Source organism: Buttiauxella massiliensis (genome assembly GCF_902500225.1).
Classification (GTDB): domain Bacteria; phylum Pseudomonadota; class Gammaproteobacteria; order Enterobacterales; family Enterobacteriaceae; genus Buttiauxella; species Buttiauxella massiliensis.
Map to the genome: position 1 here is coordinate 173684 of NZ_LR722653.1, position 23608 is coordinate 197291.

Annotated in this window: 20 protein-coding genes; 3 read left to right on the plus strand and 17 right to left on the minus strand. The window is 49.2% G+C overall.

Annotated elements, in window-relative coordinates; all coding sequences use genetic code 11:
* Window position 1 precedes the first annotated feature (1 nt).
* From fcl to GC128_RS11485, 11 genes are all read right to left on the minus strand, one after another.
* Window positions 2–967 carry a GDP-L-fucose synthase gene (gene fcl, locus GC128_RS11435; protein WP_151994403.1) on the minus strand — a complete coding sequence of 322 codons (966 nt, stop codon included), beginning with the start codon at window positions 965–967 and terminating at the stop codon, window positions 2–4.
* A 2-nt stretch (window positions 968–969) separates the two neighbouring features.
* Window positions 970–2091, minus strand: coding sequence for a GDP-mannose 4,6-dehydratase (gene gmd / locus GC128_RS11440; protein WP_064512223.1), 1122 nt, complete (start codon window positions 2089–2091; stop codon window positions 970–972).
* 53 nt (window positions 2092–2144) lie between these two features.
* Window positions 2145–2684: a colanic acid biosynthesis acetyltransferase WcaF gene (gene wcaF, locus GC128_RS11445; RefSeq protein ID WP_151994404.1), complete on the minus strand. Its 540-nt coding sequence runs from the start codon at window positions 2682–2684 to the stop codon at window positions 2145–2147.
* Between the two features lie 55 nt (window positions 2685–2739).
* Window positions 2740–3492: a colanic acid biosynthesis glycosyltransferase WcaE gene (gene wcaE, locus GC128_RS11450; protein WP_151994405.1), complete on the minus strand. Its 753-nt coding sequence runs from the start codon at window positions 3490–3492 to the stop codon at window positions 2740–2742.
* An 8-nt stretch (window positions 3493–3500) separates the two neighbouring features.
* Window positions 3501–4721 carry a colanic acid polymerase WcaD gene (gene wcaD, locus GC128_RS11455; protein ID WP_151994406.1) on the minus strand — a complete coding sequence of 407 codons (1221 nt, stop codon included), beginning with the start codon at window positions 4719–4721 and terminating at the stop codon, window positions 3501–3503.
* Window positions 4696–5913, minus strand: coding sequence for a glycosyltransferase (locus GC128_RS11460; protein WP_151994407.1), 1218 nt, complete (start codon window positions 5911–5913; stop codon window positions 4696–4698). Before GC128_RS11460 ends, wcaD begins: the two co-directional genes overlap by 26 nt.
* A complete protein-coding gene (gene wcaB / locus GC128_RS11465; protein ID WP_151994408.1) occupies window positions 5910–6395 on the minus strand; it encodes a colanic acid biosynthesis acetyltransferase WcaB in 486 nt (161 codons plus the stop codon). The genes GC128_RS11460 and wcaB overlap by 4 nt, the downstream gene beginning before the upstream one ends.
* Window positions 6396–6397: 2 nt before the next feature.
* Complete coding sequence (gene wcaA, locus GC128_RS11470; protein WP_151994409.1) at window positions 6398–7234, minus strand: colanic acid biosynthesis glycosyltransferase WcaA; 837 nt, start codon at window positions 7232–7234, stop codon at window positions 6398–6400.
* A 115-nt stretch (window positions 7235–7349) separates the two neighbouring features.
* Window positions 7350–9518, minus strand: a complete 2169-nt coding sequence (gene wzc / locus GC128_RS11475) for a tyrosine-protein kinase Wzc (RefSeq protein WP_151994410.1) — start codon at window positions 9516–9518, stop codon at window positions 7350–7352.
* A gap of 2 nt (window positions 9519–9520) precedes the next feature.
* Complete coding sequence (wzb, locus tag GC128_RS11480) at window positions 9521–9964, minus strand: low molecular weight protein-tyrosine-phosphatase Wzb (protein ID WP_151994411.1); 444 nt, start codon at window positions 9962–9964, stop codon at window positions 9521–9523.
* 6 nt (window positions 9965–9970) lie between these two features.
* On the minus strand, window positions 9971–11104 hold the full coding sequence (locus GC128_RS11485; protein ID WP_151994412.1) for a polysaccharide export protein: 1134 nt from the start codon (window positions 11102–11104) through the stop codon (window positions 9971–9973).
* 735 nt (window positions 11105–11839) lie between these two features.
* On the opposite strand from GC128_RS11485, the gene GC128_RS11490 reads away from it, so the two are divergent.
* Window positions 11840–13420 carry a TerC family protein gene (locus tag GC128_RS11490; RefSeq protein ID WP_151994413.1) on the plus strand — a complete coding sequence of 527 codons (1581 nt, stop codon included), beginning with the start codon at window positions 11840–11842 and terminating at the stop codon, window positions 13418–13420.
* Between the two features lie 98 nt (window positions 13421–13518).
* Here GC128_RS11490 and asmA read toward each other — a convergent pair whose 3' ends face one another.
* The 3 genes from asmA to udk all read right to left on the minus strand — a co-directional run bounded on the left by asmA (window position 13519) and on the right by udk (window position 16762).
* Complete coding sequence (gene asmA / locus GC128_RS11495; RefSeq protein WP_151994414.1) at window positions 13519–15363, minus strand: outer membrane assembly protein AsmA; 1845 nt, start codon at window positions 15361–15363, stop codon at window positions 13519–13521.
* Between the two features lie 23 nt (window positions 15364–15386).
* Complete coding sequence (dcd, locus tag GC128_RS11500) at window positions 15387–15968, minus strand: dCTP deaminase (protein ID WP_064512248.1); 582 nt, start codon at window positions 15966–15968, stop codon at window positions 15387–15389.
* Between the two features lie 152 nt (window positions 15969–16120).
* Window positions 16121–16762 carry a uridine kinase gene (gene udk / locus GC128_RS11505; protein ID WP_034458495.1) on the minus strand — a complete coding sequence of 214 codons (642 nt, stop codon included), beginning with the start codon at window positions 16760–16762 and terminating at the stop codon, window positions 16121–16123.
* A 355-nt stretch (window positions 16763–17117) separates the two neighbouring features.
* On the opposite strand from udk, the gene GC128_RS11510 reads away from it, so the two are divergent.
* Window positions 17118–20450 (plus strand): diguanylate cyclase, encoded by a 3333-nt coding sequence (locus GC128_RS11510; RefSeq protein WP_151994415.1) that lies wholly within the window; start codon window positions 17118–17120, stop codon window positions 20448–20450.
* A 7-nt stretch (window positions 20451–20457) separates the two neighbouring features.
* On the opposite strand, the gene alkA is transcribed toward GC128_RS11510, so the two are convergent.
* Complete coding sequence (gene alkA, locus GC128_RS11515; protein WP_151994416.1) at window positions 20458–21303, minus strand: DNA-3-methyladenine glycosylase 2; 846 nt, start codon at window positions 21301–21303, stop codon at window positions 20458–20460.
* Window positions 21304–21436: 133 nt separating this feature from the next.
* On the opposite strand from alkA, the gene yegD reads away from it, so the two are divergent.
* Window positions 21437–22795 carry a molecular chaperone gene (gene yegD, locus GC128_RS11520; protein WP_151994417.1) on the plus strand — a complete coding sequence of 453 codons (1359 nt, stop codon included), beginning with the start codon at window positions 21437–21439 and terminating at the stop codon, window positions 22793–22795.
* A gap of 30 nt (window positions 22796–22825) precedes the next feature.
* Here yegD and GC128_RS11525 read toward each other — a convergent pair whose 3' ends face one another.
* Window positions 22826–23122, minus strand: a complete 297-nt coding sequence (locus GC128_RS11525; protein WP_151994418.1) for a helix-turn-helix domain-containing protein — start codon at window positions 23120–23122, stop codon at window positions 22826–22828.
* The gene (locus GC128_RS11530) at window positions 23119–23472 is read right to left on the minus strand and encodes a type II toxin-antitoxin system RelE/ParE family toxin (RefSeq protein WP_151994419.1); all 354 of its coding nucleotides are present in this window, start codon (window positions 23470–23472) and stop codon (window positions 23119–23121) included. Before GC128_RS11530 ends, GC128_RS11525 begins: the two co-directional genes overlap by 4 nt.
* Between the last annotated feature and the right edge of the window lie 136 nt (window positions 23473–23608).

The following is a 23608-nucleotide window of genomic DNA, read 5'->3' on the forward strand; positions in this document are numbered from 1 at the left end:
TTTACCCCCGGAACCGTTGCTGGTTTTCGAGGAACCACTGGTAGGTGCTGGCGAGGCCAGGCTCCAGGGTGATTTCCGGATACCAGCCCAGGCGGCGCAGGCGGGTAACGTCCAGCAGTTTGCGCGGTGTGCCATCAGGTTTAGTGGCATCAAACACCACGCGTCCACGGTAGCCCGTGACTTTGGCGATGGTTTGCGCCAGTTCGCGAATTGTGCAATCCACACCCGTGCCGACGTTGATATGGGAAAGCATCGGCTGGGTATGTTCCTGCCACACTTCGCTGGCCATTTCCATAATGTGAATGCTGGCTGCCGCCATATCGTCAACATGCAGGAACTCACGCATTGGAGTACCGCTGCCCCACACAACCACATCCGGCGAGTTTTGCTGCGTCGCTTCATGGAAACGGCGCAGTAACGCAGGGATCACATGCGAATTGCTTGGATGGAAGTTATCGTTCGGGCCATACAAATTGGTCGGCATGACCGAACGATAATCGCGACCGTACTGACGGTTGTACGACTCGCACAGTTTGATTCCGGCGATTTTGGCAATCGCATACGGCTCGTTAGTCGCTTCAAGCGTGCCTTGCAGCAGCTCGCTTTCCGCCATCGGCTGGTTCGCCATTTTCGGGTAAATGCACGATGAGCCGAGGAACAGCAATTTGTTCACATTGTGCGTGTGCGCGCTGTGAATAATGTTGCTCTCAATAATCAGGTTTTCGTAGATGAAGTCGGCTGGATAGGTGTTGTTGGCAACAATTCCGCCCACTTTCGCCGCGGCCAGGTAAACCTGGTCAATGCGCTCCTCGGCAAAGAAGGCATTCACCGCTGCACCATCTAACAGGTTCAGTTCGTCGCGGCTACGCAGCACCAGTTCGACATCAGCGCGTTGTTCAAGCTGACGGACGATGGCCGAACCGACCATCCCCCGATGGCCGGCAACAAAGATACGATGTTTATTCATGCTCAGGACTCCAGCGCGATGGCAACCTCGTAACCGTGGGACTTAAGCAACGAGTGTTTTTTCGCCGCTTCCAGATCTTTAGCGACCATTTCGCCAACCATCTCTTTAAGCGTGATCTCTGGTTTCCAGCCCAGTTTTTCGTGTGCTTTGGTTGGGTCGCCCAACAGGGTTTCCACTTCAGCAGGACGGAAGTAACGTGGGTCAACAGAGACAATCACATCGCCTGGTTTCACGCCCGGCGCGTCGTGGCCCGTGACAGAAACAACAATGCCCTTCTCTTCCACACCTGTGCCTTCAAAGCGCAGCTTGATACCCAGCTGTGCCGCTGACATTTCCACGAACTGACGCACGGAATACTGCACACCGGTCGCAATCACGAAATCTTCTGGCGTCTCTTGTTGCAGCATCATCCACTGCATTTTGACGTAGTCTTTGGCATGTCCCCAGTCACGCAGAGAATCCATGTTGCCCAGATACAGGCATTTTTCCAGGCCCTGAGAAATGTTGGCGATAGCGCGGGTGATTTTACGGGTCACGAAGGTTTCGCCACGGCGTGGGGATTCGTGGTTAAACAAAATCCCGTTACAGGCATACATACCGTAGGATTCGCGGTAGTTGACGGTGATCCAGTAGGCGTAAAGTTTGGCAACGGCATACGGAGAGCGCGGATAGAAAGGTGTGGTTTCTTTCTGCGGGGTTTCTTGCACCAGGCCGTACAGCTCGGAGGTCGATGCCTGGTAGAAACGGGTTTTCTTCTCAAGGCCTAAGAAACGAATCGCTTCGAGCAATCGCAATGTACCCATTGCATCAACATCAGCGGTGTATTCCGGCGATTCGAAAGAAACCGCGACATGGCTCATCGCGCCCAGGTTATACACTTCATCCGGCTGCACTTCGGAAAGAATACGGGTCAGGTTAGAGCTGTCCGTCAGATCACCGTAGTGCAGATGGAATTTCGGGTTGCTGGTGTGCGGATCCTGATAAATATGATCAACACGTTCGGTGTTGAAGGAAGATGCACGGCGCTTAATACCATGAACTTCATAACCTTTTTCCAGCAGCAGTTCCGCCAGATAGGAGCCGTCTTGCCCGGTTACACCCGTGATGAGAGCTACTTTAGTCATAATAATTCCTATGATTGAAGATTAAATTAAGAGCTTTGCTTTAAATAAAGCGCTCACGCTCGATCGCGTATTTTTACTGCTGGGTTACCCCGGCAAACGGCATTCGCCGGTAATGATTTATAAATGCTGCTGCGCGCACCCACGACGGTGCCATTTCCAATATTCACGCCTGGTGAAACAAATACATCGGTTGCCAGCCAGCATTTCTCACCGATAACAATTGGCGAGGCGGTAATATCAAAATGCTTACTCATATAATCGTGGCTACCGGTGCACAAATAACACTTTTGTGACACCACAGAATTCGCCCCTATCGTGATATCACCCAGCGTATACAACACTGCGTCATCACCTACCCAGGCATAATCGCCTAACGTTAATTTCCATGGGTAAGTAATTTTGACCGATGGACGAATCACAACACCTTTACCAATTCGTGCGCCAAACAGGCGTAATAAAAAGGCACGCCAGCGATAAAATATTTGTGGCGACCAGGCAAATAATGTTGATTGTACCGCCCACCACAGTTGAACCTTAATAGGGTGCCCACCCCGGAAACCTTTCGGTACCGAGAAGCCATTTAATTCCTGCATTATATTTCCTACGTTTTTTTTTCGGATGTAGCTTTCGCTAATCCGACCTACAGAATCAGGCTTTGTTATAAAGTGCTTTTGCTTTTCCGGTAGTACGCAGACGGAGCTTATAAGATAATTCCGCAATAAAGCCCGGTACGCCTAATATTTTCCGCTGAACATTTTTTGCATCCCGACACAATTCAATATTATTTGATGTCGATACGCCGCCCATGGAAAATTCAGACACCAATCCCTTGACGCGTTTAAATGCATAACCTTTTTTATACATCCGTGCGGCAAGCGCATAATCCGATGAGACTTTATATTGCAGATCGTAAGAGTATTTACGCAACCCTGACACCGGGAAAAATATCGCCTGATGGCTGGCAGGTAAACTGTGGTAGATATACCAGCCCTGCTTTGCGCGGCGTTCTATTTTTGTACCGTCGCCAAAATCTAATAACGCATCGCCAATCACCATCGCATTATCAGTTAACGGCATAGCAGCCAACTGGTGCGCGACGGTTGCGATATCCTGGTGGAAAATATCACCAGAATTGAGGAACAAAGCAAAGCGGCCCTTGGCCATCTCAATACCTTTGTTCATTGCATCATAAATGCCGTTATCTTTCTCGCTAACATAACGTAACTGGTACTGACCATTGAGGTTTTCCAGAAATTCCGCCGTGCCGTCATTTGAGGCACCATCTACTACAATCCACTCAAATGTGATGCCCGGTGCCTTCGCTAAGTGAGCCAGCGACTGCCAGGTTTTTTCTATTCCGGCAAGATTCTTATAAGCAACAGTAATGACACTTAATAGCATGATGGACCTCAGCGCTGTGTAATATTAAGTGCCTTACGCAAAATAAACGGGCACACAATCAAGAACGCATATTCAGGGCTAAAAATTGAACCGGTAAAAAACAGAGATACAGGAGTAAACAGCCATAATTGCACACGGTAATTTTCATTATTACCAAAGGCCGTGCGCATCATTTTAATGACTTTCCACATATACCAAATAGTCAGTAATACCGCGAACCATGAAAAATAAATAATTAACAGATACAAACCATTGTCTACTGTTTTACCGACATCCGCACCGTTAAAGATTCCGAATGATGCGACATATTCATATAAAGATCCGAAACGTACTACCCCATCGATATTGGTTAATGAATACCCAACCATCGCTAATGGGCCAATAATTCGATAATAAGATGACGAACCTTCGGTTCCCAAATCGCCAAGACGGGTCGCGATATAAGGAAATGCGAATATTAACCCTACTAAAAACACGGAAAGAGAAATAATTGCTAATGGCAACTTCTTCTTTATGGCACTTTTATTAAGGTACTGGAATGCCCATTCAAGAAGATAGAACAGGATAAAAGTCATTACCCCTGAAAACGAACCTGAAAGCACTATCCCTAAAAGAATCATACCATCTGTTTTCGGTGTTTTGATACCAAACTGTTTGATACTGAGCCAAATTGAGATTAACGCCAGAGCGAAGAACGCCGGTTCAAAATAGAGTGCCGTGGTACGCTTACCGCCGAAGCTAATAAAGTTCAGAACATAGCTATTACTGTATATAAGAAACTTCGAAATTTTCTCAATCAGGCTACTTCCACCAGTCAGAATAATCTGAGCCATCTCCGCCGCCGCAAGCATTACAATAATGCCCACCACGCCATAAAATAACCGCAGAATTTTATGGTGATTACGCTGTGAAATAGTTTTGAATCGACAGCTCCATGTCATCGCCATAATCAGCACGATATAGACGAACAATAATGTCGAGGTGACGTATTTGCTGGCATCAAGCGATTGGCCAAAGATGTAGTTAAACGCAGTGAGTCCAGCACCAATACCGAGCGCAATCATCAATTTTTTGACGCTGATGCGTTCAATGTACAAAAAGAGGATTGCGGGCAAAAAGGTGACTATCGTTATCGGGAAGCTTTCCCCCAATGAGGCCAACTTGACGTTGACCACCAGATAGATAAACGGTAACAGCAGATAACTACAGATTCTGATAGAACGAGACATACTCCTCCAGCATCTGTTGCCCACTAAACGCCTGGCGGCTTGCAGCTTTAAACACCTGCAACTCTTTGCCAAACACCTGTTGCGCTAACTGCTCTTTTGGCATTTTCACCAGTTCGAGCACCCGAGCATCACTAAAGGTTTTTCCGCCAACTTTACGCAACACTTCATCCGCTGCATCACTTTGCGTGGCAATAGCCGGCACGCCAATCGATAGTGCTTCACACAGAATCAACGGGTAGTTGTCGACCTGCGAGCTGAATACCAGCGAGTCCATTTCGTTAAGCTCGCTCATCAACGCTTTTTTATCGGTCATGTAACCGTGATTCACCACGTTCGGGCCGTTAAACGGCGATAACTTACCGAAGGTGTGCAACTCGACTTCATCGCCCAGCGCCATAATGGCCTGCACCAGTTGCTGATTGGTTTTGCCGTCGTAACGCAAATCATGGGCTACCACCGCTACTTTTGGCTTAACGCCCGCGGCTTGCGTGAGCGGTAATTCAGCCAGAATCGCTTCGGTTGCCACATCAATACCGTTATTGATGATTTTGCAGCGCCCTGCTCCGTAAATCAGGTTAAAGGCATCGGCCACATGCTGGCTTGGCGAAATAAATTTGCAGCCTAGCGCTAACATTTCGCGGAACAACTGGCGTTTGGTGTGCACCAGAAGATGTGCACGATCCTTTTTCACGGGCGGGTAGTTGTTTAGCGTCGGGCATTTCTGGCAGCCCGTTTTCCAGCCGTCGCAGCCATCAAGAAACGCACAGCGCCCGGTGATGCTCCAGTGGTCGTGGAGCGTCCAGACAAAAGTGACATCCGGTTTATGCGCTTTTACACGCTGGCAAAACGTCACCATCTCTTCGAGATTCAGCCAGTAGCTGTGTACCACATGAAAATGCAGCACCACCGGGCCTTGGGCACGAGTCACTTTGCGATACAGGTTATTCAGGTTGCCGAATGGGTCGCGGTTGAAAAAGCGAAACAGGATAATGTTGGCGATAGACGTCAGGCGTGGGGTGTGTTTTTCCACCCCCTGGAACTTGTCATGGCTGGCACTTTTCTTGCCGCCTTTACCGTAACCGTAAATAAATCGCGAGCTTAAACCTGCGGCATTGGCACGCTGATGAAGATCCAGCGCCACGCCCGCTGCGCCGCCTTCGGCGAGTCGCACATTGAATTGCATGATATTCATTTGATTATTTTTACCTGTGCTTTTTCGCCAACCACCAGCGCATTGTCTGGCACGCTATCGAGCACCACGCTCCCCGCGCCAACAATGACGTTATTCCCAAGCGTGATATCGCCAATAATCACCACGTTGGCACCCAGTTCGACACCGTTGCCAATCACCGGGCAGGCGTTGCTTTTGCCGCGATTACCGATGGTGACGCCATGACGAATAGTGAAATCATCCCCGGCGACCACGAATTTATTAATCACAACGGCATAACCGTGGTGAATGGTAAAACGACGCCCGATGGTGGCACCCGCCTGGATTTCATAGCCAAACAGGCATTCGGTCACAAAGCGATAAAGCAGGATTATCGGAGCTGCCCAAAGATTGTTGATGACGCTTTTTTTGCGCCATACCGAGCAAAAGTGAGCGATGCGATAAGCCATCACCATGCAGCAAGGGCGAAGGCTCCAGGAGTTTGCGCGTAGGTCTTCAAGCACCGTTATTTCCCCCGCAATCCGTCAGCCAGACGCTTAGTATTGCGCACGCTCAAGAGCGCTAATAATGTACGTAAAGACATACGCTTGTTACGGATCTGGTAAAGGGTAAATAGCTGATACTTCTTGCTGGCACGGTCGAATTTGTCTTTGTGCTTTTGATAGAAGTGGAAATACCCGGCAAATTTTTTCGGCGATTTAGTTATCTGCATTTCGCCATGATTGATATGCAAAATTTGCGTGGCTTCTTCCACTTTCCACGGCTGACCATACTCCACAACCATACGCAGGAAAATATCGTAATCCTGAGCCGCCGCGAGAGTGGTATCGAACAGACATGCTTTGAAGCGGTCGGCATAGGTAAATACCTGGTTGCCTATAATATTGCGCTTATAAAACAGCTTTAAGGAAAAGGGTGATTTCGGGTAGAGCGGCAGGCTGGCAGGCTGGGAATAAACCTGCCCCTCGCAAACGTAGTCGTTGGCATACAAGAAGGCGTGCGTCACCAGCTGCTGTTTATGCTCCAGGAACGCTGACAAACGATTGGGGGTCCACTCATCATCGTCATCAATACCAGTAATCAACTCACCCGAAGCCTGGCTAATAGCCTGGTTGCGTACCGAGCACGCGCCAGAGTTGAAATCATTGCGGGTGTAACGCACGCGCGAGTCACCCAGCTCGTCAACAAAGCGCTGAAGCTGTTCAAAAGATGAAGAGCAGTCATCAACGATTAACATTTCCCAGTGTTCATAATCCTGGCGCAGCACCGATTTGATGGCGCGGATCGCCAGCTGCTGGCGGTTCCATGTCGGCATATAAATAGAGATAAGTGGGCGTTTCATGGCGCTCCCCCTGAAATCGTTATTATTTATTGGTAGATGGCGCTATCGCTTATCCACCCTACGGCGAGATTTGTAGGGCAGATAAGCAAAGCGTCATCCGCCAGTTGATGCCTGATTACTTCGCATCAGATTTATATTCGTACTCGTAGTAACCGTAATCCTCGTACCCTGCCGCGCGGCGGAAGATGGAGTTGAGGATCACACCACGTACGGTGACGCCATTTTGTTCAAAGCGGCTAAGACTGGTTTCGACCTCTTTGAGCGTATTCACCGCGTAGCGCGCCACCATCAGCGTGGTGCCCGCATGGCGGCCCACAACGGCTGCGTCAGTAACGGCGAGAATCGGCGGGGTATCAATCAACACCAGGTCATAGCTTTTGCTTGCCCAGGCGATTAACTCCGCAAAGCGCTCACTCATCAGCAATTCAGAAGGGTTGGACGGCACTACACCGCGCGGCACAAGATCAAAATTTGGTACGGAGGTTTTTTGCGCACATCCGGTAATTTCCGCCTGGCCTGAAAGTACTTCAGCAAGACCGTTGTTGTTGGTGGTGCCCAGTAGTTCGTGGGTATAACCTTTGCGCATATCGCAGTCGATGAGCAGAACACGCTTATTGGTCTGGCTAATTACTGCAGCCAGGTTGGCACAAACAAACGTTTTACCAATCGATGGGCTAACTCCGGTCAGCATCAGGACGTTATTGGATGCCTGCATCATGGCGAAATGAAGGCTGGTACGCAGGCTGCGAATCGCTTCGATGGCCAGATCCGTCGGGTTCCCCACCGCCAACAGTTGGCTTTGCTTATTGCGCTTCGCCGCTTTGACGCTGCGCACAGTGGCGTTGTCGCGGGATTTCTGCCATTCAGAGAGCGGGATGCTGGCGTACACACCAATCCCGGCCTCTTCGAGTACCGCTGGGCTTTCGATGCCACGGTTGAACAAGGAGCGTAACAGCACACCCATAACGGACAACATTAGGCCAAGAATAATGCTGCCGAGAATAATCAGTGCACGCTGCGGTTTCACCATACCTGGTTGGGCAATTGCCGCATCGACGATACGTACATCACCAACGGTGCTGGCCTCAGTGATTTTCAACTCTTGCTGCTTGTTCAACAGCTGCATGTATACCTGTTGACCAGACTCGACATCGCGCGTTAAACGAACGATTTCTTGCTGCGTTTTCGGCATCGCGGTAACACGCCCGTTCAGGCGCGCTTTTTCATCAAGCAACGTCTGACGTTTTTCCAGCAAGGTGCGATAAGCCGGGTGAACTTTGGTATAGAGTTTGGAAATTTCAGCCTCTTTGAAGGTCAGTTCATTGAGCTGCGCATCAATGTTCACCATGGTGTCGAGCACGGATTTGGCTTCCAGTGACAGGTCAACCGAGTCTTGCTGTTGGCGATAAGCATTCAGTTTATTTTCGGCAGCATCGAGGCGGCTGCGTACCTCTGGCAACTGCTGCGCTAAGAATTGCAGGCTTTTAGCCGCTTCTTCCGACTTGCGTTGCACGTTCTGCGCCAGATAATTACGCGTGATGCTGTCGAGGATGGCGCGGATTTGGTCCTTGTCTTCACCGGTATAAGAGAGGCTTAACACGCCGGTATCTTTGCCGTTTTCAGCTACGGTCAGGCTGCCCTGAAGCTGATTTATCATGCCAAGCGTTGAGTATTTATTGACGGTAAAGGTATCGCCCACTTGCGCTTTAATCGCACTGACAAGCATCGTGACGCCGCCTTGATTGAGCGTTTGCCCGACCTGCCCTTTGGCGCTAAAACCGTTGTCGTTAGTCAGCAAATACTGCGTTGGGCTAACCACTTCCACGGTAAATACATTTTTGGCCTGCCCTGCCGGGAGGTTAAAGGTATCAACAACGACGGTATCGTTCTGGCGGCCTTGCAGCCTGTCCCAGCCCGCGCCTAATAACCAGAAACTGTTTTTTTCGACTGAAATATCCAGGTTAAGATCGTCGACCGTTTTACCCAATACCAGGCGCGACTGAATCAGCTGCATCTCGGCGGCTGAAGCCGGCGGCTTGTTAGATAGCGCGGAACTGATGTCGTTGACCAGCGAGTTACCGGCGTTTTGTTCGATTTGCACCAGCGCATCGGCTTTATAGATTGGCGTGGCAAACATCGCGTAGACGGTCGCCAGAATCGCGAAAATTGCGGTGATCCCCAAAACCCACCAGCGGGCTTCAAGAACCGTTCCGAACAATCGGCCAATATCAATTTCGTCATTGCCCTCAGTCGGGGCGCTCGAACGGCGTGCTTTTTCTGTCATTGTTATCCCTGATGAGCGTTGAGTGCGTTAGCCCATTTTTGGGCGTTCTGATCCAGAAGACCGTAAACCGCTTCAAAAGCGTCGTGGCTTTTGCGATACGGGTCGGGAATTTCCCGTTCCGCATCCCAGTGACCAAACAGCATCACTTTGCCGCGCATCTCTGGAGCCATTTCGCAAAGTGCGGAGATATGGCGTTTTTCCATGGCAAGAATCAGGTCGTATTCACGGCACATTTTGCCGGAAACCTGTTTTGCACAGTGCCCTTCAAGGGAAAGGTTATGCTGCTCGGCGACGCGAACAGCGCCAGCATCGGCCCCTTTCCCGACCAACGCCCCCAGCCCCGCTGATGTCACGGTGAGCTCCGGGTGATAGCTTTTGAGTAACCGTTCAGCGGTTGGGGAGCGGCAAATATTCCCCACACAGACAACCAATATTTTGTTGAACATAAGGCGTTACCAGGTGTGGATGTCTTTGGCGGTATCCGTCATATAACGAACGCCACTGATCGTCGGCAGCAGTTGGTTAATCAGACGATTCCAACGCGTGACAGGTGCTGTGGTCACATACACCACATCGTAAGGTTGCAACTGGAATTCGGTACCCATCACCAGCGAGGTCGCATCGGACATATCAAGCTGATAAATGTTGGCGATTTTACCGCCCTGCTTCTCTTTGATTGGGCGAATAACGAAGATGCCGCTAGCATTGGAAGCGGTCATATCCAAACCTTCTGCCTGGCCGAGCGCTTCGGTCAGCGTCATGCCGCTGAAGTCCATTTTCAGGGTGGTTTGTTTCTTCACTTCACCCATCACGAACACTTTCAGATCGTCATTGCGCGGCACGAATAAAATGTCGCCGGGATAAAGCAGATGGTTCTGGCTCAGGTCGCCGTTTTGCATCAACGCTTGCAGGGAAATCCGTTTTTCCTGGCCGTTGTGCGTCAGCACCACATTGCGCCAGTCGGCCGCATCAGTCAGGCCGCCTGCGGCATTGATAGCGTCAAGAATAGTGAGCGGTACGTTGGTAATTGGCTGCTGGCCGGATTTATTCACCTGGCCTGAGACATAGGCTTTTTGGGAGCGGAAGCCAGCGATATTAACGTCCACCTGCGGGTCAGCGATGTACGTCGCAAGGCGGCCGGTAATATCACTGCGGATTTCAGACAAGGTTTTACCCGCGACTTTTACTTTGCCGACATACGGATAGAACATGGTGCCGTCTGACTGTACCCAGTTACCCGCATCGCTTGAGCTGCGGTATTGGCCCGCTGGAGTGGTGAGTTCTGGGTGATCCCAGACCGTGACATTCAGAACATCTCCTGGCCCCACACGGTATTGGTAAGCAGAGATCTCCTGGTCGAGAGACATATTTGGCTGCGCGACCGCTGGACGTACGCGTAATTGCTCAACCAGACGCGGCGTCAACGGATACACGTTTACCATGCGGTCCAGATCAAAATCTGAATCCTGCTGCTTGATAACATCTTTCCCCATCGTAGACATATTGCTACCGGGGAGCACTGTGCAACCACTCATCAGGGTTACCGACACCAATAAAGGCATCAATTTAAGTTTGTATTTAATCATTGAGTATTTATCACTATGGCAGAGTAATTATCCTGATCGAATAAAATAAGTGGCTCGTTAGGCTTATCAGTGAGATATAAAATTGGCCCCAAATGTAGATCTAACTAAATGGCATAATTCCTAAAAAGCACTTATTTAGACATCATGATGGCGACAGAATAACCGAGGCTTATTCTCTGGCCTTCGGGCATGCTACCGCCCCTGGCTTACAGTCACCAACCTACTGAAAAAAGACAATTTATAAGAAGTAACGATTCCAGGAAGTAAACCCAAAGAATAATTCTCTGGAGATAAGCCCTATGGCACCAGGTTAAATATCACAGCTTCAGCGAATATAAAAAATACATCTAATATCAGACACCGATATCGATTGTTACAGCTAACCCTATATCAGGCAAGGTTCCACAGAACCAGACAGGGACTTTTAAGAATAATATTAACGGCACATTTACACATGTTTAGGAATTTCTTTATATTGACAGAAAATTAATAAGTGATAAGTCGCAATGTGATATACAGATATATCTCATGTGAATTTCATTATAATAAGAGCCACTGAACTATTATTAAAAAATAATTAATCATTTACCTTAGTGATTAAATGGAATTAACCAGGCAATATTTAACATTTAAAGGGCAACATGATTTATCCCACCCTGTGGCATTGCAATTTCCCGCGCGGTTAACCATCCTTTAAGTGTGACGTTTGTCATCTAACAAGAGGTGCATTAAGGCATGGAATGGATTGCCGACCCCTCAATCTGGGCCGGATTGATAACGTTAGTCGTTATTGAACTGGTCCTCGGCATCGATAACCTGGTGTTTATCGCTATCCTTGCCGAAAAACTTCCCCCGAGCCAACGCGACAAAGCGCGCGTCACAGGCCTTATTCTTGCCATGTTGATGCGTTTGCTGTTGCTGGCTTCCATTTCGTGGCTGGTCACGTTAACCCGCCCGCTGTTCAGGTTTGGTGAGCTTGGTTTTAGCGCCCGGGATCTGATCATGCTCTTTGGTGGGCTATTCCTTCTATTTAAAGCGACCGTTGAGCTCAACGAACGGCTTGAGGGTAAAGATAGCGAAAACCATACGCAGCGACGGGGAGCAAGGTTCTGGCCGGTAGTCGCGCAAATCGTCATTCTGGATGCGGTGTTTTCTCTCGATTCGGTGATAACCGCCGTGGGCATGGTCGACCATCTACCCGTGATGATGGCGGCGGTGATTATCGCGATTTGCCTGATGCTGCTTGCCAGTAAAGCACTCACACGCTTCGTGAATAACCATCCTACTATTGTGATTCTGTGCCTGAGTTTCCTGCTGATGATAGGCTTTAGCCTGGTCGCAGACGGCTTTGGCTACCATATCCCGAAAGGCTATTTATACGCTGCTATCGGCTTCTCGGTGATGATTGAGAGTTTAAACCAGCTGGCGATATTCAACCGCCGCCGCTTCTTGTCTGCCGATCAATCGTTGCGCCAACGCACCGCTGAAGCCGTGCTGCGTTTATTAAACGGTAAGAAAGAAGAAGCTGAACTGGATGCGCAAACCGCATCGCTGATCGCTGACCACGCCAGGCAAGATGAGATATTTGAACCACAAGAGCGGCTGATGATTGAACGCGTGCTTAATCTCAACCAGCGCACGGTGAGCAGCATCATGACCTCACGTCACGATGTCGAGCACATTAAACTGGCCGACCCGGAAGAACAAATACGAGCCTTGCTTGATAAGAACCAGCATACCCGCGTGGTAATAACTGGCGAAAGCGATGAGATTCTGGGCGTAGTACACGTCATTGATTTGCTCCAGCAATCACTCAAAGGCGAACCGCTCAACCTCGAAGTGTTAATTCGCCAACCACTTATCTTCCCGGAGACACTGCCTTTATTAGCGGCACTAGAGCAGTTCCGCAATGCCAGAACTCACTTTGCCTTTGTGGTAGATGAGTTTGGTTCGGTAGAAGGTGTGGTGACATTGAGTGATGTGATGGAAACCATTGCCGGTAACTTGCCGAACGAAGCTGAAGAGATAGACGCGCGCCATGATATTCAGAAAAACCCTGATGGAACATGGACCGCAAACGGTCATATGCCGCTCGAAGACTTAGTGCAGTATGTGCCGATACCACTGGATGACAAACGCAACTATCACACGATTGCAGGGCTGCTGATGGAGGCGTTACAACATATTCCGGTAACAGGAGAAGCTGTTCAGGTAGGGGATTTTCTGTTGCGGACATTGCAGGTGGAAAGCCATCGCGTACAGAAGGTACAAATTGTGCCGAAGACCCGCGACGACGAGATGGATTTTGAGGTGTGATTTAAATAAAAAAGTCGGATGTCGCTGCGCTAATACGACCTACGAAATACAGTATTTGTAGGAGAGATTAGCGCAGCAACATCCGACATATGAAGTGACTAAAGCTTATCTAGCAAATCTTTAACGTCTTTCGCTTTGCTGCTGTCTTTATGCTTGCCCAGCCAGTCATTCAGGCGACGTTTTGCTTCACTTTGCAACTGCTTACGCAGTACCTGGTCCACTTGCAAAGAGTAATTCAGCTTCTGCCATGGCCCATAAACTCGCAGCGGGATTGGCGTGGTTTTCAGCACCTCAATCAACTTACTATCCCCTTTCCAACCGTCAACTACGGTGACATCAAAGCGGGTATCGCACTGCTGCTTAACAAGATCAAGAGTCCCGACGCCTGTTAGCGCCAACATAGAAGATTCGCCAACCATTTTCTTAAGCGATAACTCACCATTATCGAGACTTGCATGCGCAGAGAAATTATCCAACATTGTGACATTGTCATAATTTCCCTGGGCCTGAACATCATCATTGCTGCGGGTTACTGCTTGCTGTATTAGCTGTTGGAAGTTCATACCCTGCATTGTGGTATGTAGCATCGTTATGCTCGCATCCCCTTGCCAGCTACGACGGAAAGCTTCGGCATTGAGTCTGTCACCGCTAAACTCCCCTTCCATTGATAGCAATCCAGACAACGCGATTGGGTAGTTAAACGCAGTCAGAATCGGCCCAATTTCTATGGCTTCCACTTTTGGGTTAAATGATAGTCGCGGCTGACTCTGGCGTGCATCAAGCTCGCCCGGGAATGACATACTCCCTTTGCCAAATTTCCCCATCAGTTCAGAAACCGTCAGCAAGCCATAATTGTTGGTTATTGCCGCTTGAACATCGGTGAAATCCAGTCCTCGCCACACCACACTGGACGCGGCAATGTTAACCTGGGCAGTAAAATCGCGCAGACTCTGGTAGTTGGTTTCTTCGACGCCGGAAGCAATGATCGGACGTGGTAGCGCATTTTGTTGCTGTGCCTGTTGCTGCACGTTGACATTCGTCACTGAGTTGCCAGCAACCAGACCATCCAGATTCAATTTACCTGAGCGTAAATCGATTACCCACTGCGTTTTGTCTTCCAGCACAGCACTGGCGTTACCTTGCAAGTCGCTATCATTGGCAGTCAATTGCAATTGATTAAGTTCAAGACGGCGCTGTGGCTCAAGCCAGCGTGCCGCAAAGGTTCCACTGCCCGTAACCCCTTTAGCGGGAAGGTCGGCACCTTGAAGCTGGTAATCGAGTTTGGAGATATTGGCACTGAGTTGCTGCGGATAATTGCTGGCATCAAGATCGGCCACCAATGACAAGGTCAGATCACGTTGGTCACGATTGATGCGGCTGCTCAGTTCAATGTGCGCTTGTTTTCGCTCATTCTGCTCCATTTGCACATTGATATTGCGCACCGTAATTTGTTCGTCATCAGCATGCTGGAAAACCAGCACACTGTCGGCAACTTTTAGTTTAGCTATGTCAAAAGACCAACCGCTGTCTTCATCAGGTGGAGGCGTTGGGGCCGACGGCCCGACAGGGGCATCTTTCGCACGGCGCTCTTCTGTCTGCGGAGTGAGTTGAATTACTGCACCTTTCAACATCACCTGGTGAACCTTAAGCTGATGAGAAAGCAGAGGTAATAAGGCAACATCCAGCCGCATATTGTCGGCACGCACCAAGGGTTGGCTGGCACCTGGCGCGGTCAGAGACATACGCCCTGATAAAATACTAAGTTGTGGCCAGACGTGCCAACGCAGCGGCCCGTCTAAATCCAGTTGATAGCCACTGCGAGCTTCAACCTGGCCTACCATATATGCACGAAAATCATTGGGGTTAACCAATAACACCAACACAGAAAGGCCGGCAACCAGCACAACCAGCAAAATCATCAGCGTGGTAAGTAATCGTCTCATACAATCCCCATACAAATGGCAACTCAGTCCTTATCAATACGACTCGCCACAGCACCTTGCTGATCGCGATATTTCGCGTCCTGACGACTGTTGTAAGGGCGTGCAGCAGGGCCTGAAAGCGGTTCAAAACTCAAAGCACCAATCATCATACCAGGACGCAGGGCTAAAGGCAGCTTACCGGAATTATAGAACTCCAGAACGATGCAGCCATGCCAGCCTGGATCGATACGGTGTGCGGTTACATGGACCATCAGACCCAAACGCGCCAAAGATGAACGTCCGTCTAACCAACCGACTAAATCAGCGGGGATCGTTACGGACTCAAGCGTTACCGCTAAAGCCAGTTCGCCTGGGTGCAAATAGAATGCTTCGCCTTCATTGAGGACGATTTCGTCGCTCATGACCCGTTCCAGCGCTTCAGTCACTTCGTCTTTAGGACCGCTCAAATCTATAAACGGTGCCGTATGGCCGCTGAAAGTACGGAATTTGTTCCCCAAACGCACATCGACAGTAGCACCGCTAATGCGTTCAACTGGCGGACGAGGGGTAATCGTTAAGCGCCCGTCATCGAGCCAGGCTTCTATATCGCGGTCACACAAACGCATTAGTGATGCTCCTTATCTCAAGCTCAGTTTTGTTTACCCTGCCACAGCGGGGCTAAGATAGCCACGCTACGAAGGGTAAATACCGGGATTACATTACGTTTTTGCGAGCGAATAAGTAGAACTCGTTCGCGAAAGGCTGTTAAGCCTGAAGATTATTCAAAGAACTGACTGATTTTTGCCTTGAGGATATCAATGGCGATACGGTTTTTACCCCCGCGCGGCACGATAATATCGGCATACTGCTTGGAAGGTTCGATGAATTGTAAAAACATAGGACGAACGGTTTTCTGATACTGGGCCATCACAGAGTCCATTGAACGGCCACGTTCGTTAACATCGCGTTTCATACGGCGCATCAGGCAAATATCCAGCGGCGTATCAACAAAAATGGAGAAGTTCATCTCTTCGCGCAGACGGGCATCCGTCAGCAACAAAATCCCTTCCAGAATGATGACTTTCTTTGGCATTAAGTGAACAGTGTTACCGGTACGGGTATGTTCAACATAGCTGTAGACAGGCAGTTCGATAGGGTTACCTGATTTGAGCATTTGTAAATGCTGAAACAGCAAGTTGTGATCCATCGCGTTTGGATGGTCGTAGTTGGTCTTAACTCGTTCTTCCATCGAAAGATGGCTTTGGTCTTTGTAGTAACTGTCTTCTGGAATGACACCAATGTGTTCATCACCAACTTGATCGCGCAGTTCGCGATACAGTGTGCTGGCAATAAGACTTTTTCCTGAAGCCGACGCACCGGCTATCCCGATGATGACGCATTGATGGGACTTGTCAGTCATGTTGTAACGAGCCTTGTTGACTTAAATGTTGAGGAAGGGCGACGCAAAAGACGTCAAACGCGGCAATTATAGGGAGATCCGCCCGCTGATACCAGAGTAATGCACACGCAAGGGTGATTTTAACTGACAGGTATCAGGTAGGTGGAAGTCAATGAGTAACGACTGTAAAAACATGGTTATTACTTGATGGTAAAAATAAGTATGTCAAATAACACTTTTTATTACTTCTTGGTGTTAAATTATGACCGGCCTGCATAGGAATTGTAAATTGTTTGTACTAGCATAAACCGAAACTTATCTTTTTATTTGCATCCGGGCATGGCACCTGGCGGCACGCCTTAACGGATTTGCGGTAATGATCAAACAAAGCACAAAAGAGTTAATCGCAATGCCTTCCTTCATTTTGCCTGCGGGGTTGGGGTTCTTAAGTTTCATATTCACTTTGTACTCCCTGGAACTGTCTCTGGTCGGTACTGTTTTAGCACCGCTTTGGTTCCCAACATCCATCATGATGGTGGCCTTATTCCGTAATCCAGTCCGTCAATGGCCAATGATCATTGTGGTATGCGCTCTCGGAAGTTTATGCGCTTCTGCTATTTTGCAGCCCATACATGAGATTAATCTCGGCTACACCGCTATAAATGTTATCGAGGCATTGTTTGGCGCATCGTTAATGCGGCGTTTCCTCACGCAAATTAACCCATTGCAAAACCTCAATAATTGGGTTCGTCTGGTTTTCTGCAGTGCCATAGTTCCCCCTCTTATTGGCGGCGTGCTGGCAGTTTGGCTCGCGGGCCCTGATGGCGGAAACATTGCTAAAACTTTTTTCGTTTGGGTTTTATCCGAAACCATCGGTACTTTGGCGTTAGTCCCAACAGCATTATTGTTTAAACCAAGCTATTTATTACGCCATAAAAATCCGAAACTATTATTAGAAACAATATTCACTTTTGTTATCACCCTGACACTTAGCTACCTTGCTCTGCGTTATATGCCGTGGCCATTTACCTTTATTATTGTCTTTCTAATGTGGAGTGCTATTCGCCTGCCGCGTCTGGAAGCTTTTGTTATTTTCCTGGCTACATTAATGGTTGTCTCTTTAATGATGGCAACCAATAGCACGATCGACATGCAACCGCACACGGACATCATGAATAATGCCCCCTGGCTGCCGTTCCTGATGATTTTATTGCCAGCAAATGTAATGACAATGGTGATGTATTCGTTTCGCGAGGAGCGTAAACACATCACCGAAAGCGAAGCGCGTTTCCGTAACGCGATGGAGTATTCAGCCATCGGTATGGCGTTGGTATCAACCGATGGCCAGTGGTTGCAGGTCAATAAATCGCTTTGCAAATTCCTCGGGTATAGCGCCGAACAACTACGCTCACTGACATTCCAGCAAATCACGCATCCGGAAGATTTACACGCTGACTTACAGCAACTCAATATGCTGGTGAGTGGCAGTATCAACAGCTATTCGATGGAAAAACGCTATTACACCAGCAAAGGCGATGTCGTATGGGCATTGCTGGCGGTGTCTATCGTGCGTGATATTGACGGCACGCCGCTCTATTTAATCGCGCAGATTGAAGATATTAACGATCTCAAGCATACCGAGTGGGTGAATAAACGCTTGATGGAGCGCATTACACTTGCCAATGAAGCGGGTGGCATCGGTATCTGGGAATGGGATCTTGGCAGCGACGTAATCAGTTGGGACAAACGTATGTTTGATCTCTATGAAGTTCCGGCACATATGAAACCCACCTACGCTCTGTGGCTTGAATCTATCGTCGCCGATGACGCGCCAATGGCTGAGAAAACAGTTCGCGATGCTTTGAAAGCTCGAGTGCCTTTCAAGATGGAATATCGTATTCATGTCAAAGAAGGCATTCGCCATATTCGCTCACTCGCAAACCGGGTGTTGAATAAAAATGGTGATGTTGAGCGCCTGCTCGGCATCAACATGGATATGACGGAAGTTAAACAGCTGAACGAAGCGCTGTATCAGGAAAAAGAACGTCTACACATCACGCTGGATTCAATAGGTGAAGCGGTTATTTGTACCGATGTAGATATGAATATCACCTTTATGAACCCGATTGCCGAAAAGCTCAGCGGTTGGCCACAACAGCAGGCAATCGGTCAACATATTCTGGCCATTCTGCACATCACGTTTGGCGATACCGGGCCCGTGATGGAGAATATTCATAGTGGCGATTATGCGCGAACGACCATTGAACACGATGTCGTTCTGCATTGCCGCAATGGCGGCAGTTACGATATTCATTACAGCATCACACCACTAACAACACTGGATGGGCAAAGCATCGGCTCGGTACTGGTCATTCAGGATGTTACCGAATCGCGTAAAATGCTTAAACAGTTGAGCTACAGTGCCTCACATGATGGCCTGACTCACCTGGCAAACCGTGTCAGTTTCGAAAACCACCTCAAGCGGTTATTGCAGAGTGCTGGAGAAAACCGCCAGCGCCATGCGCTCGTGTTTATCGACCTCGACCGGTTCAAAGCAGTGAATGATACCGCAGGGCACGCTGCGGGCGATGCGTTGCTGCGCGAGCTCTCCTCTTTGATGCTAAGCATGTTGCGAACAGGTGATTTCCTGGCTCGCCTGGGCGGCGATGAATTTGGTTTGTTACTCCCAGATTGCTCTTCTGACAATGCGCGCTATATTTCTGAGCGTATTATCCAAAGCATTAATGACTATCACTTTACATGGAACGGGCGTTTGCACCGCATTGGCGCCAGCGCGGGGATTACCCAAATTGATGCCGATAACAGAATTGCCTCTGAAGTGCTTTCTCAGGCAGATATCGCCTGTTATGCCTCGAAAAATGGTGGTCGCGGCCGTGTGACCGTCTTTGAATCTTCTCAGCATGAGATTCGCAAAGAAGATCAACATATGACCGTCGATGAGCAAAAGCGCATCATCAACGAGAACCCGATCCTGATGGTAGCCAGAGGAGTTGCCCCGCCACGCGTCCCGGAATCAACCAGTTTCTATGTGGTGTCATTACGTTTCTGGGGAAGTGATAATGTCGTGATTGATGAGTCCCCGTTCCGCGCAGCCGTTACCGACAAAGAGTTGCAATGCGCTCTCGACCTGAGGGTTTTTAACGAATTCTTCAGCAAGTTTTCTCAACAAGTAGCAAGCAAAGGCTTTGGCATCGCGCTTCCTATTTCTTCCCTGGGCCTTGCGAATGATAAAGTTGTCGACGAGCTGTTAAGAGGCTTATCCCGCAGTCCACTACCTGCTCGTCTGTTACACCTGATGGTCAATTGTGAAGTGTTGCAAAGTGATGATGAGAAAATCGACAGTAACCTGAAAAGGCTGCGCGATAGTGGATGCCAGTTGATCCTAAGCCACGTAGGCCGAGACCTGGATATCTTTAAACACGTCTCACGCCAGCGCTTCAGCTACATCATTGTGGATGAAGAACTGATTAGTAATGTTCACTGCAATCTGATGGATGAAATGATGGTGACCATCATTCATGGCCACGCCCAGCGCCAATCATTACAAACGATCGCGGGGCCTGCCGATATGCCAATGGTGATGGATACGCTGTCAGGCATTGGCATTGACCTTATTTTCGGTGAGGCCGTGACCCAACCAACCCCGCTGGAAATACTGCTGAACACCAGCTATTTCGCGATTAATTAACTCGCTTTTAAGTACCTGGAACCCAGCCCTCACTATACCAAATATGCAATAACGCGTAGGAGCGCCAGGGCTTCCAGCGTTCGGCGTAACGGAGAATTTGAGTTGGCGTCATACCAGGAAATCGCTGCTTAATCAGATAATCGTCTGGTAAGAAAACATCATTTGCCTGCCAACCACGCAAAGCAATGTAGTTTGCCGTCCAGCGACCAATCCCTGGATAAGTGACGAGCGTTTTCACACCTTGCTCAACATCTGTAGGGCTATGGAGTGGAAACTCGGCTTTTACCATTTGTTGCGCCAGATGAATGATCGCAGCGCCACGCTTTAAGGGCATACCAAGCGGTTTTAGCTCTTCAGGGCTCAACGATGCCAGTCGTTCAGGGGTGGGGAAAATTCGCCAATCAGGAAAATCCACCAGCGGTTCACCAAAAGCCTGCGCCAGTTTACCGGCAAGTTTTGCCGCCATTGCCACGCTCACCAGTTGCCCTAAAATCGCGCGGACAGACTGCTCGAAGGTGTCCATGCAGCCTGGCAAACGAAGGCCAGGCCTTGCAGTCGCTAGATCACCAAGACTTTCAAGAATGGTATGGGGCTGACAGTCAAGATCGAGCAGTTGTTTCACTTTCTGCAAAACCACATCGGCAACCGGCTCCAGACCCGCACTCAGCCTCACTTTTAGCTGGCAGGCTTTTTCATCAGGCTCAAGCGTAACCAGCCCTTGATACTTCCCTGACGCAAAGCTGCGGCAGTAATACTCATCGGTGACAATCTCGACGCCACTAACCGCTCGCCCGGCCAGGAAACCAAACATCCACTTCCAGTCGTAAGGTGGGGTGTACTCCAGTTGATACATTGTCTCTTCCTGTCGTTAGCTATCGCAATAGCATAGGCGCACGCCACTAATAATGCCTTGCTTTGATATTCAGTTGCCCGATGCGCCACATTCCGCTAAAGTCGCCCCCCTTCTTCACCGGCATGGGGATTATATGCAATTTATTGGCTTCGATTATGGTACTGCAAACTGCTCGGTAGCAGTAATGCGTGACGGCGTTCCACAGGCGCTGGAGATGGAGAACGGCTCAAAACTGCTTCCGTCAATGTTGTGCGCTCCGACACGTGAATCAGTAAGTGAGTGGCTCTATCGCCATCACGAGGTTCCCGCCACTGGTACCGAAACCCAGGCATTGCTACGTCGTGCGGTTTCCTTTAATCGCGAAGAAGATATCGATGTCTTGCCCAACAGTGTGCAATTTGGCTTGAGTTCCCTGCGCCAGTACATGGAAGACCCGGAAGAAGTTTACTTCGTTAAATCACCAAAATCCTTCCTCGGCGCTACAGGCCTGAAACCTCAGCAAGTCGCTCTATTCGAAGATTTAGTCTGCGCGATGATGCTACATATTCGTAATCAGGCGCAAAGCCAGGTTGCCGAGCCGATTACTCAAGCTGTGATCGGCCGCCCGATTAACTTCCAGGGCACAGGTGGTGATGAAGCCAATCAGCAGGCTCAAGGGATCCTTGACCGTGCCGCTCATCGCGCAGGATTTAAAGATGTGGTGTTTCAGTTTGAGCCGGTTGCGGCCGGACTTGATTTTGAAGCCACATTAAAAGAAGAGAAACAGGTGTTAGTCGTCGATATCGGCGGTGGTACCACTGACTGTTCAGTATTGCTGATGGGGCCGCAATGGCGTGCTCGTCGTGATCGCGAACAGAGCCTATTAGGCCACAGCGGTTGCCGTGTTGGCGGTAACGATCTCGACATCATGCTGGCATTCAAGCAGCTTTCCCCGTTACTGGGCATGGGCGGGCAAACTGAAAAAGGCATCGCGCTGCCGGTATTGCCGTGGTGGAACGCGGTCGCAATCAACGACGTTCCGGCGCAAAACGATTTCTACAGCAGCGCGAATGGCCGTATGCTCAACGAACTGGTGCGCGATTCGCGTGAACCTGAAAAAGTAGCATTCCTGCAAAAGGTCTGGCGCCAGCGCCTTAGCTATCGCCTGGTGCGTGCTGCGGAAGAGAGTAAAATCGCGCTGTCCGATAGTCAGCAAGTCGCCACCATGCTGCCGTTTATCAGTAAAGAACTGGGCTGCGAGATTACTCAACCGGATCTGGAAAGTGCTATCAGTCAGCCGCTGCAACGTATTCTCGAACAAGTCACACTTGCACTGGAAAACAGTGCCGTGAAACCAGATGTGATTTATCTCACTGGCGGTAGTGCTCGCTCACCATTGCTGAAACATGCATTGGCTCAGCAATTGCCGGGCATCCCACTGGCTGGAGGCGATGACTTCGGCTCCGTTACCGCAGGCCTGGCCCGTTGGGCTGATGTGGTGTTCCGCGATTAATCAAACCGCCGTGGGGAAACCTGCGGCGTTTTAAATCTTGAATACCTTATTGCCTTCAGGGAGTTGCACCAGCAACGAAAGTTGCCCGCCCATTGCCTCAATATAACGCTTAAGGGTTAATAACTTGAGGTCATTCCCACGTTGTTCAATGGCGGCAATTGCAGGCTGACTCACGCCCATTTTTTCTGCTACTTGTTTTTGAGAAAGTGAAAGTTCCTCACGCATCAACTGCAAACCCGTTTCCAGAACCATTACCTGAGCCATTTTCCAGATATCAGTTTGATCTTCAGGTGAAAATTCGGATATCACGTCCTGTAATTTTTTCATCTATTTTTCTCCAGTTCATCTAAATGCCGGGAAAACTGTTCATCTGCTTTCCTGATCAAATCAAAATAAAAGTGCTTGCGCCCGGATTTATCGCCACCGCAAAGCACCACGGCGCGACGTTGCGGATCGAACGCAAAAAAGAAGCGATAAGGCTTTCCTTCCCAGTCCATTCTCAGCTCTTTCATATTGGGATAACGCGAATTTTTAACCGTATCAACCAGCGGACGTCCCAAAAGTGGGCCCCACAAAGAAAGGTTTATCAGTGCAGCGGCCAATCTTTTCCTCATGCTTATAGGCTGTTCGTGATACCAAAGATAAAAATCCTCAGTAAAGATTACTGTCCATCTCATACCGCCACCTTATAAACTATAGTTTATATCTAAAATATAAACCACAGCTTATTAAATGGTTATCCGGCTGGCTACTTAACGACCATAACCTTACGAGCCGCCTCGTAAAAAACCGCCATCTCAGACTTATCCATAC

Coding starts and splice junctions, on each gene's coding strand:
- fcl (WP_151994403.1), bottom strand. CDS start 967: ATGAATAAACATCGTATCTTTGTTGCCGGCCATCGGGGGATGGTCGGT.
- gmd (WP_064512223.1), bottom strand. CDS start 2,091: ATGACTAAAGTAGCTCTCATCACGGGTGTAACCGGGCAAGACGGCTCC.
- wcaF (WP_151994404.1), bottom strand. CDS start 2,684: ATGCAGGAATTAAATGGCTTCTCGGTACCGAAAGGTTTCCGGGGTGGG.
- wcaE (WP_151994405.1), bottom strand. CDS start 3,492: ATGCTATTAAGTGTCATTACTGTTGCTTATAAGAATCTTGCCGGAATA.
- wcaD (WP_151994406.1), bottom strand. CDS start 4,721: ATGTCTCGTTCTATCAGAATCTGTAGTTATCTGCTGTTACCGTTTATC.
- GC128_RS11460 (WP_151994407.1), bottom strand. CDS start 5,913: ATGAATATCATGCAATTCAATGTGCGACTCGCCGAAGGCGGCGCAGCG.
- wcaA (WP_151994409.1), bottom strand. CDS start 7,234: ATGAAACGCCCACTTATCTCTATTTATATGCCGACATGGAACCGCCAG.
- wzc (WP_151994410.1), bottom strand. CDS start 9,518: ATGACAGAAAAAGCACGCCGTTCGAGCGCCCCGACTGAGGGCAATGAC.
- wzb (WP_151994411.1), bottom strand. CDS start 9,964: ATGTTCAACAAAATATTGGTTGTCTGTGTGGGGAATATTTGCCGCTCC.
- GC128_RS11485 (WP_151994412.1), bottom strand. CDS start 11,104: ATGATTAAATACAAACTTAAATTGATGCCTTTATTGGTGTCGGTAACC.
- GC128_RS11490 (WP_151994413.1), top strand. CDS start 11,840: ATGGAATGGATTGCCGACCCCTCAATCTGGGCCGGATTGATAACGTTA.
- asmA (WP_151994414.1), bottom strand. CDS start 15,363: ATGAGACGATTACTTACCACGCTGATGATTTTGCTGGTTGTGCTGGTT.
- dcd (WP_064512248.1), bottom strand. CDS start 15,968: ATGCGTTTGTGTGACCGCGATATAGAAGCCTGGCTCGATGACGGGCGC.
- udk (WP_034458495.1), bottom strand. CDS start 16,762: ATGACTGACAAGTCCCATCAATGCGTCATCATCGGGATAGCCGGTGCG.
- GC128_RS11510 (WP_151994415.1), top strand. CDS start 17,118: ATGATCAAACAAAGCACAAAAGAGTTAATCGCAATGCCTTCCTTCATT.
- alkA (WP_151994416.1), bottom strand. CDS start 21,303: ATGTATCAACTGGAGTACACCCCACCTTACGACTGGAAGTGGATGTTT.
- yegD (WP_151994417.1), top strand. CDS start 21,437: ATGCAATTTATTGGCTTCGATTATGGTACTGCAAACTGCTCGGTAGCA.
- GC128_RS11525 (WP_151994418.1), bottom strand. CDS start 23,122: ATGAAAAAATTACAGGACGTGATATCCGAATTTTCACCTGAAGATCAA.
- GC128_RS11530 (WP_151994419.1), bottom strand. CDS start 23,472: ATGAGATGGACAGTAATCTTTACTGAGGATTTTTATCTTTGGTATCAC.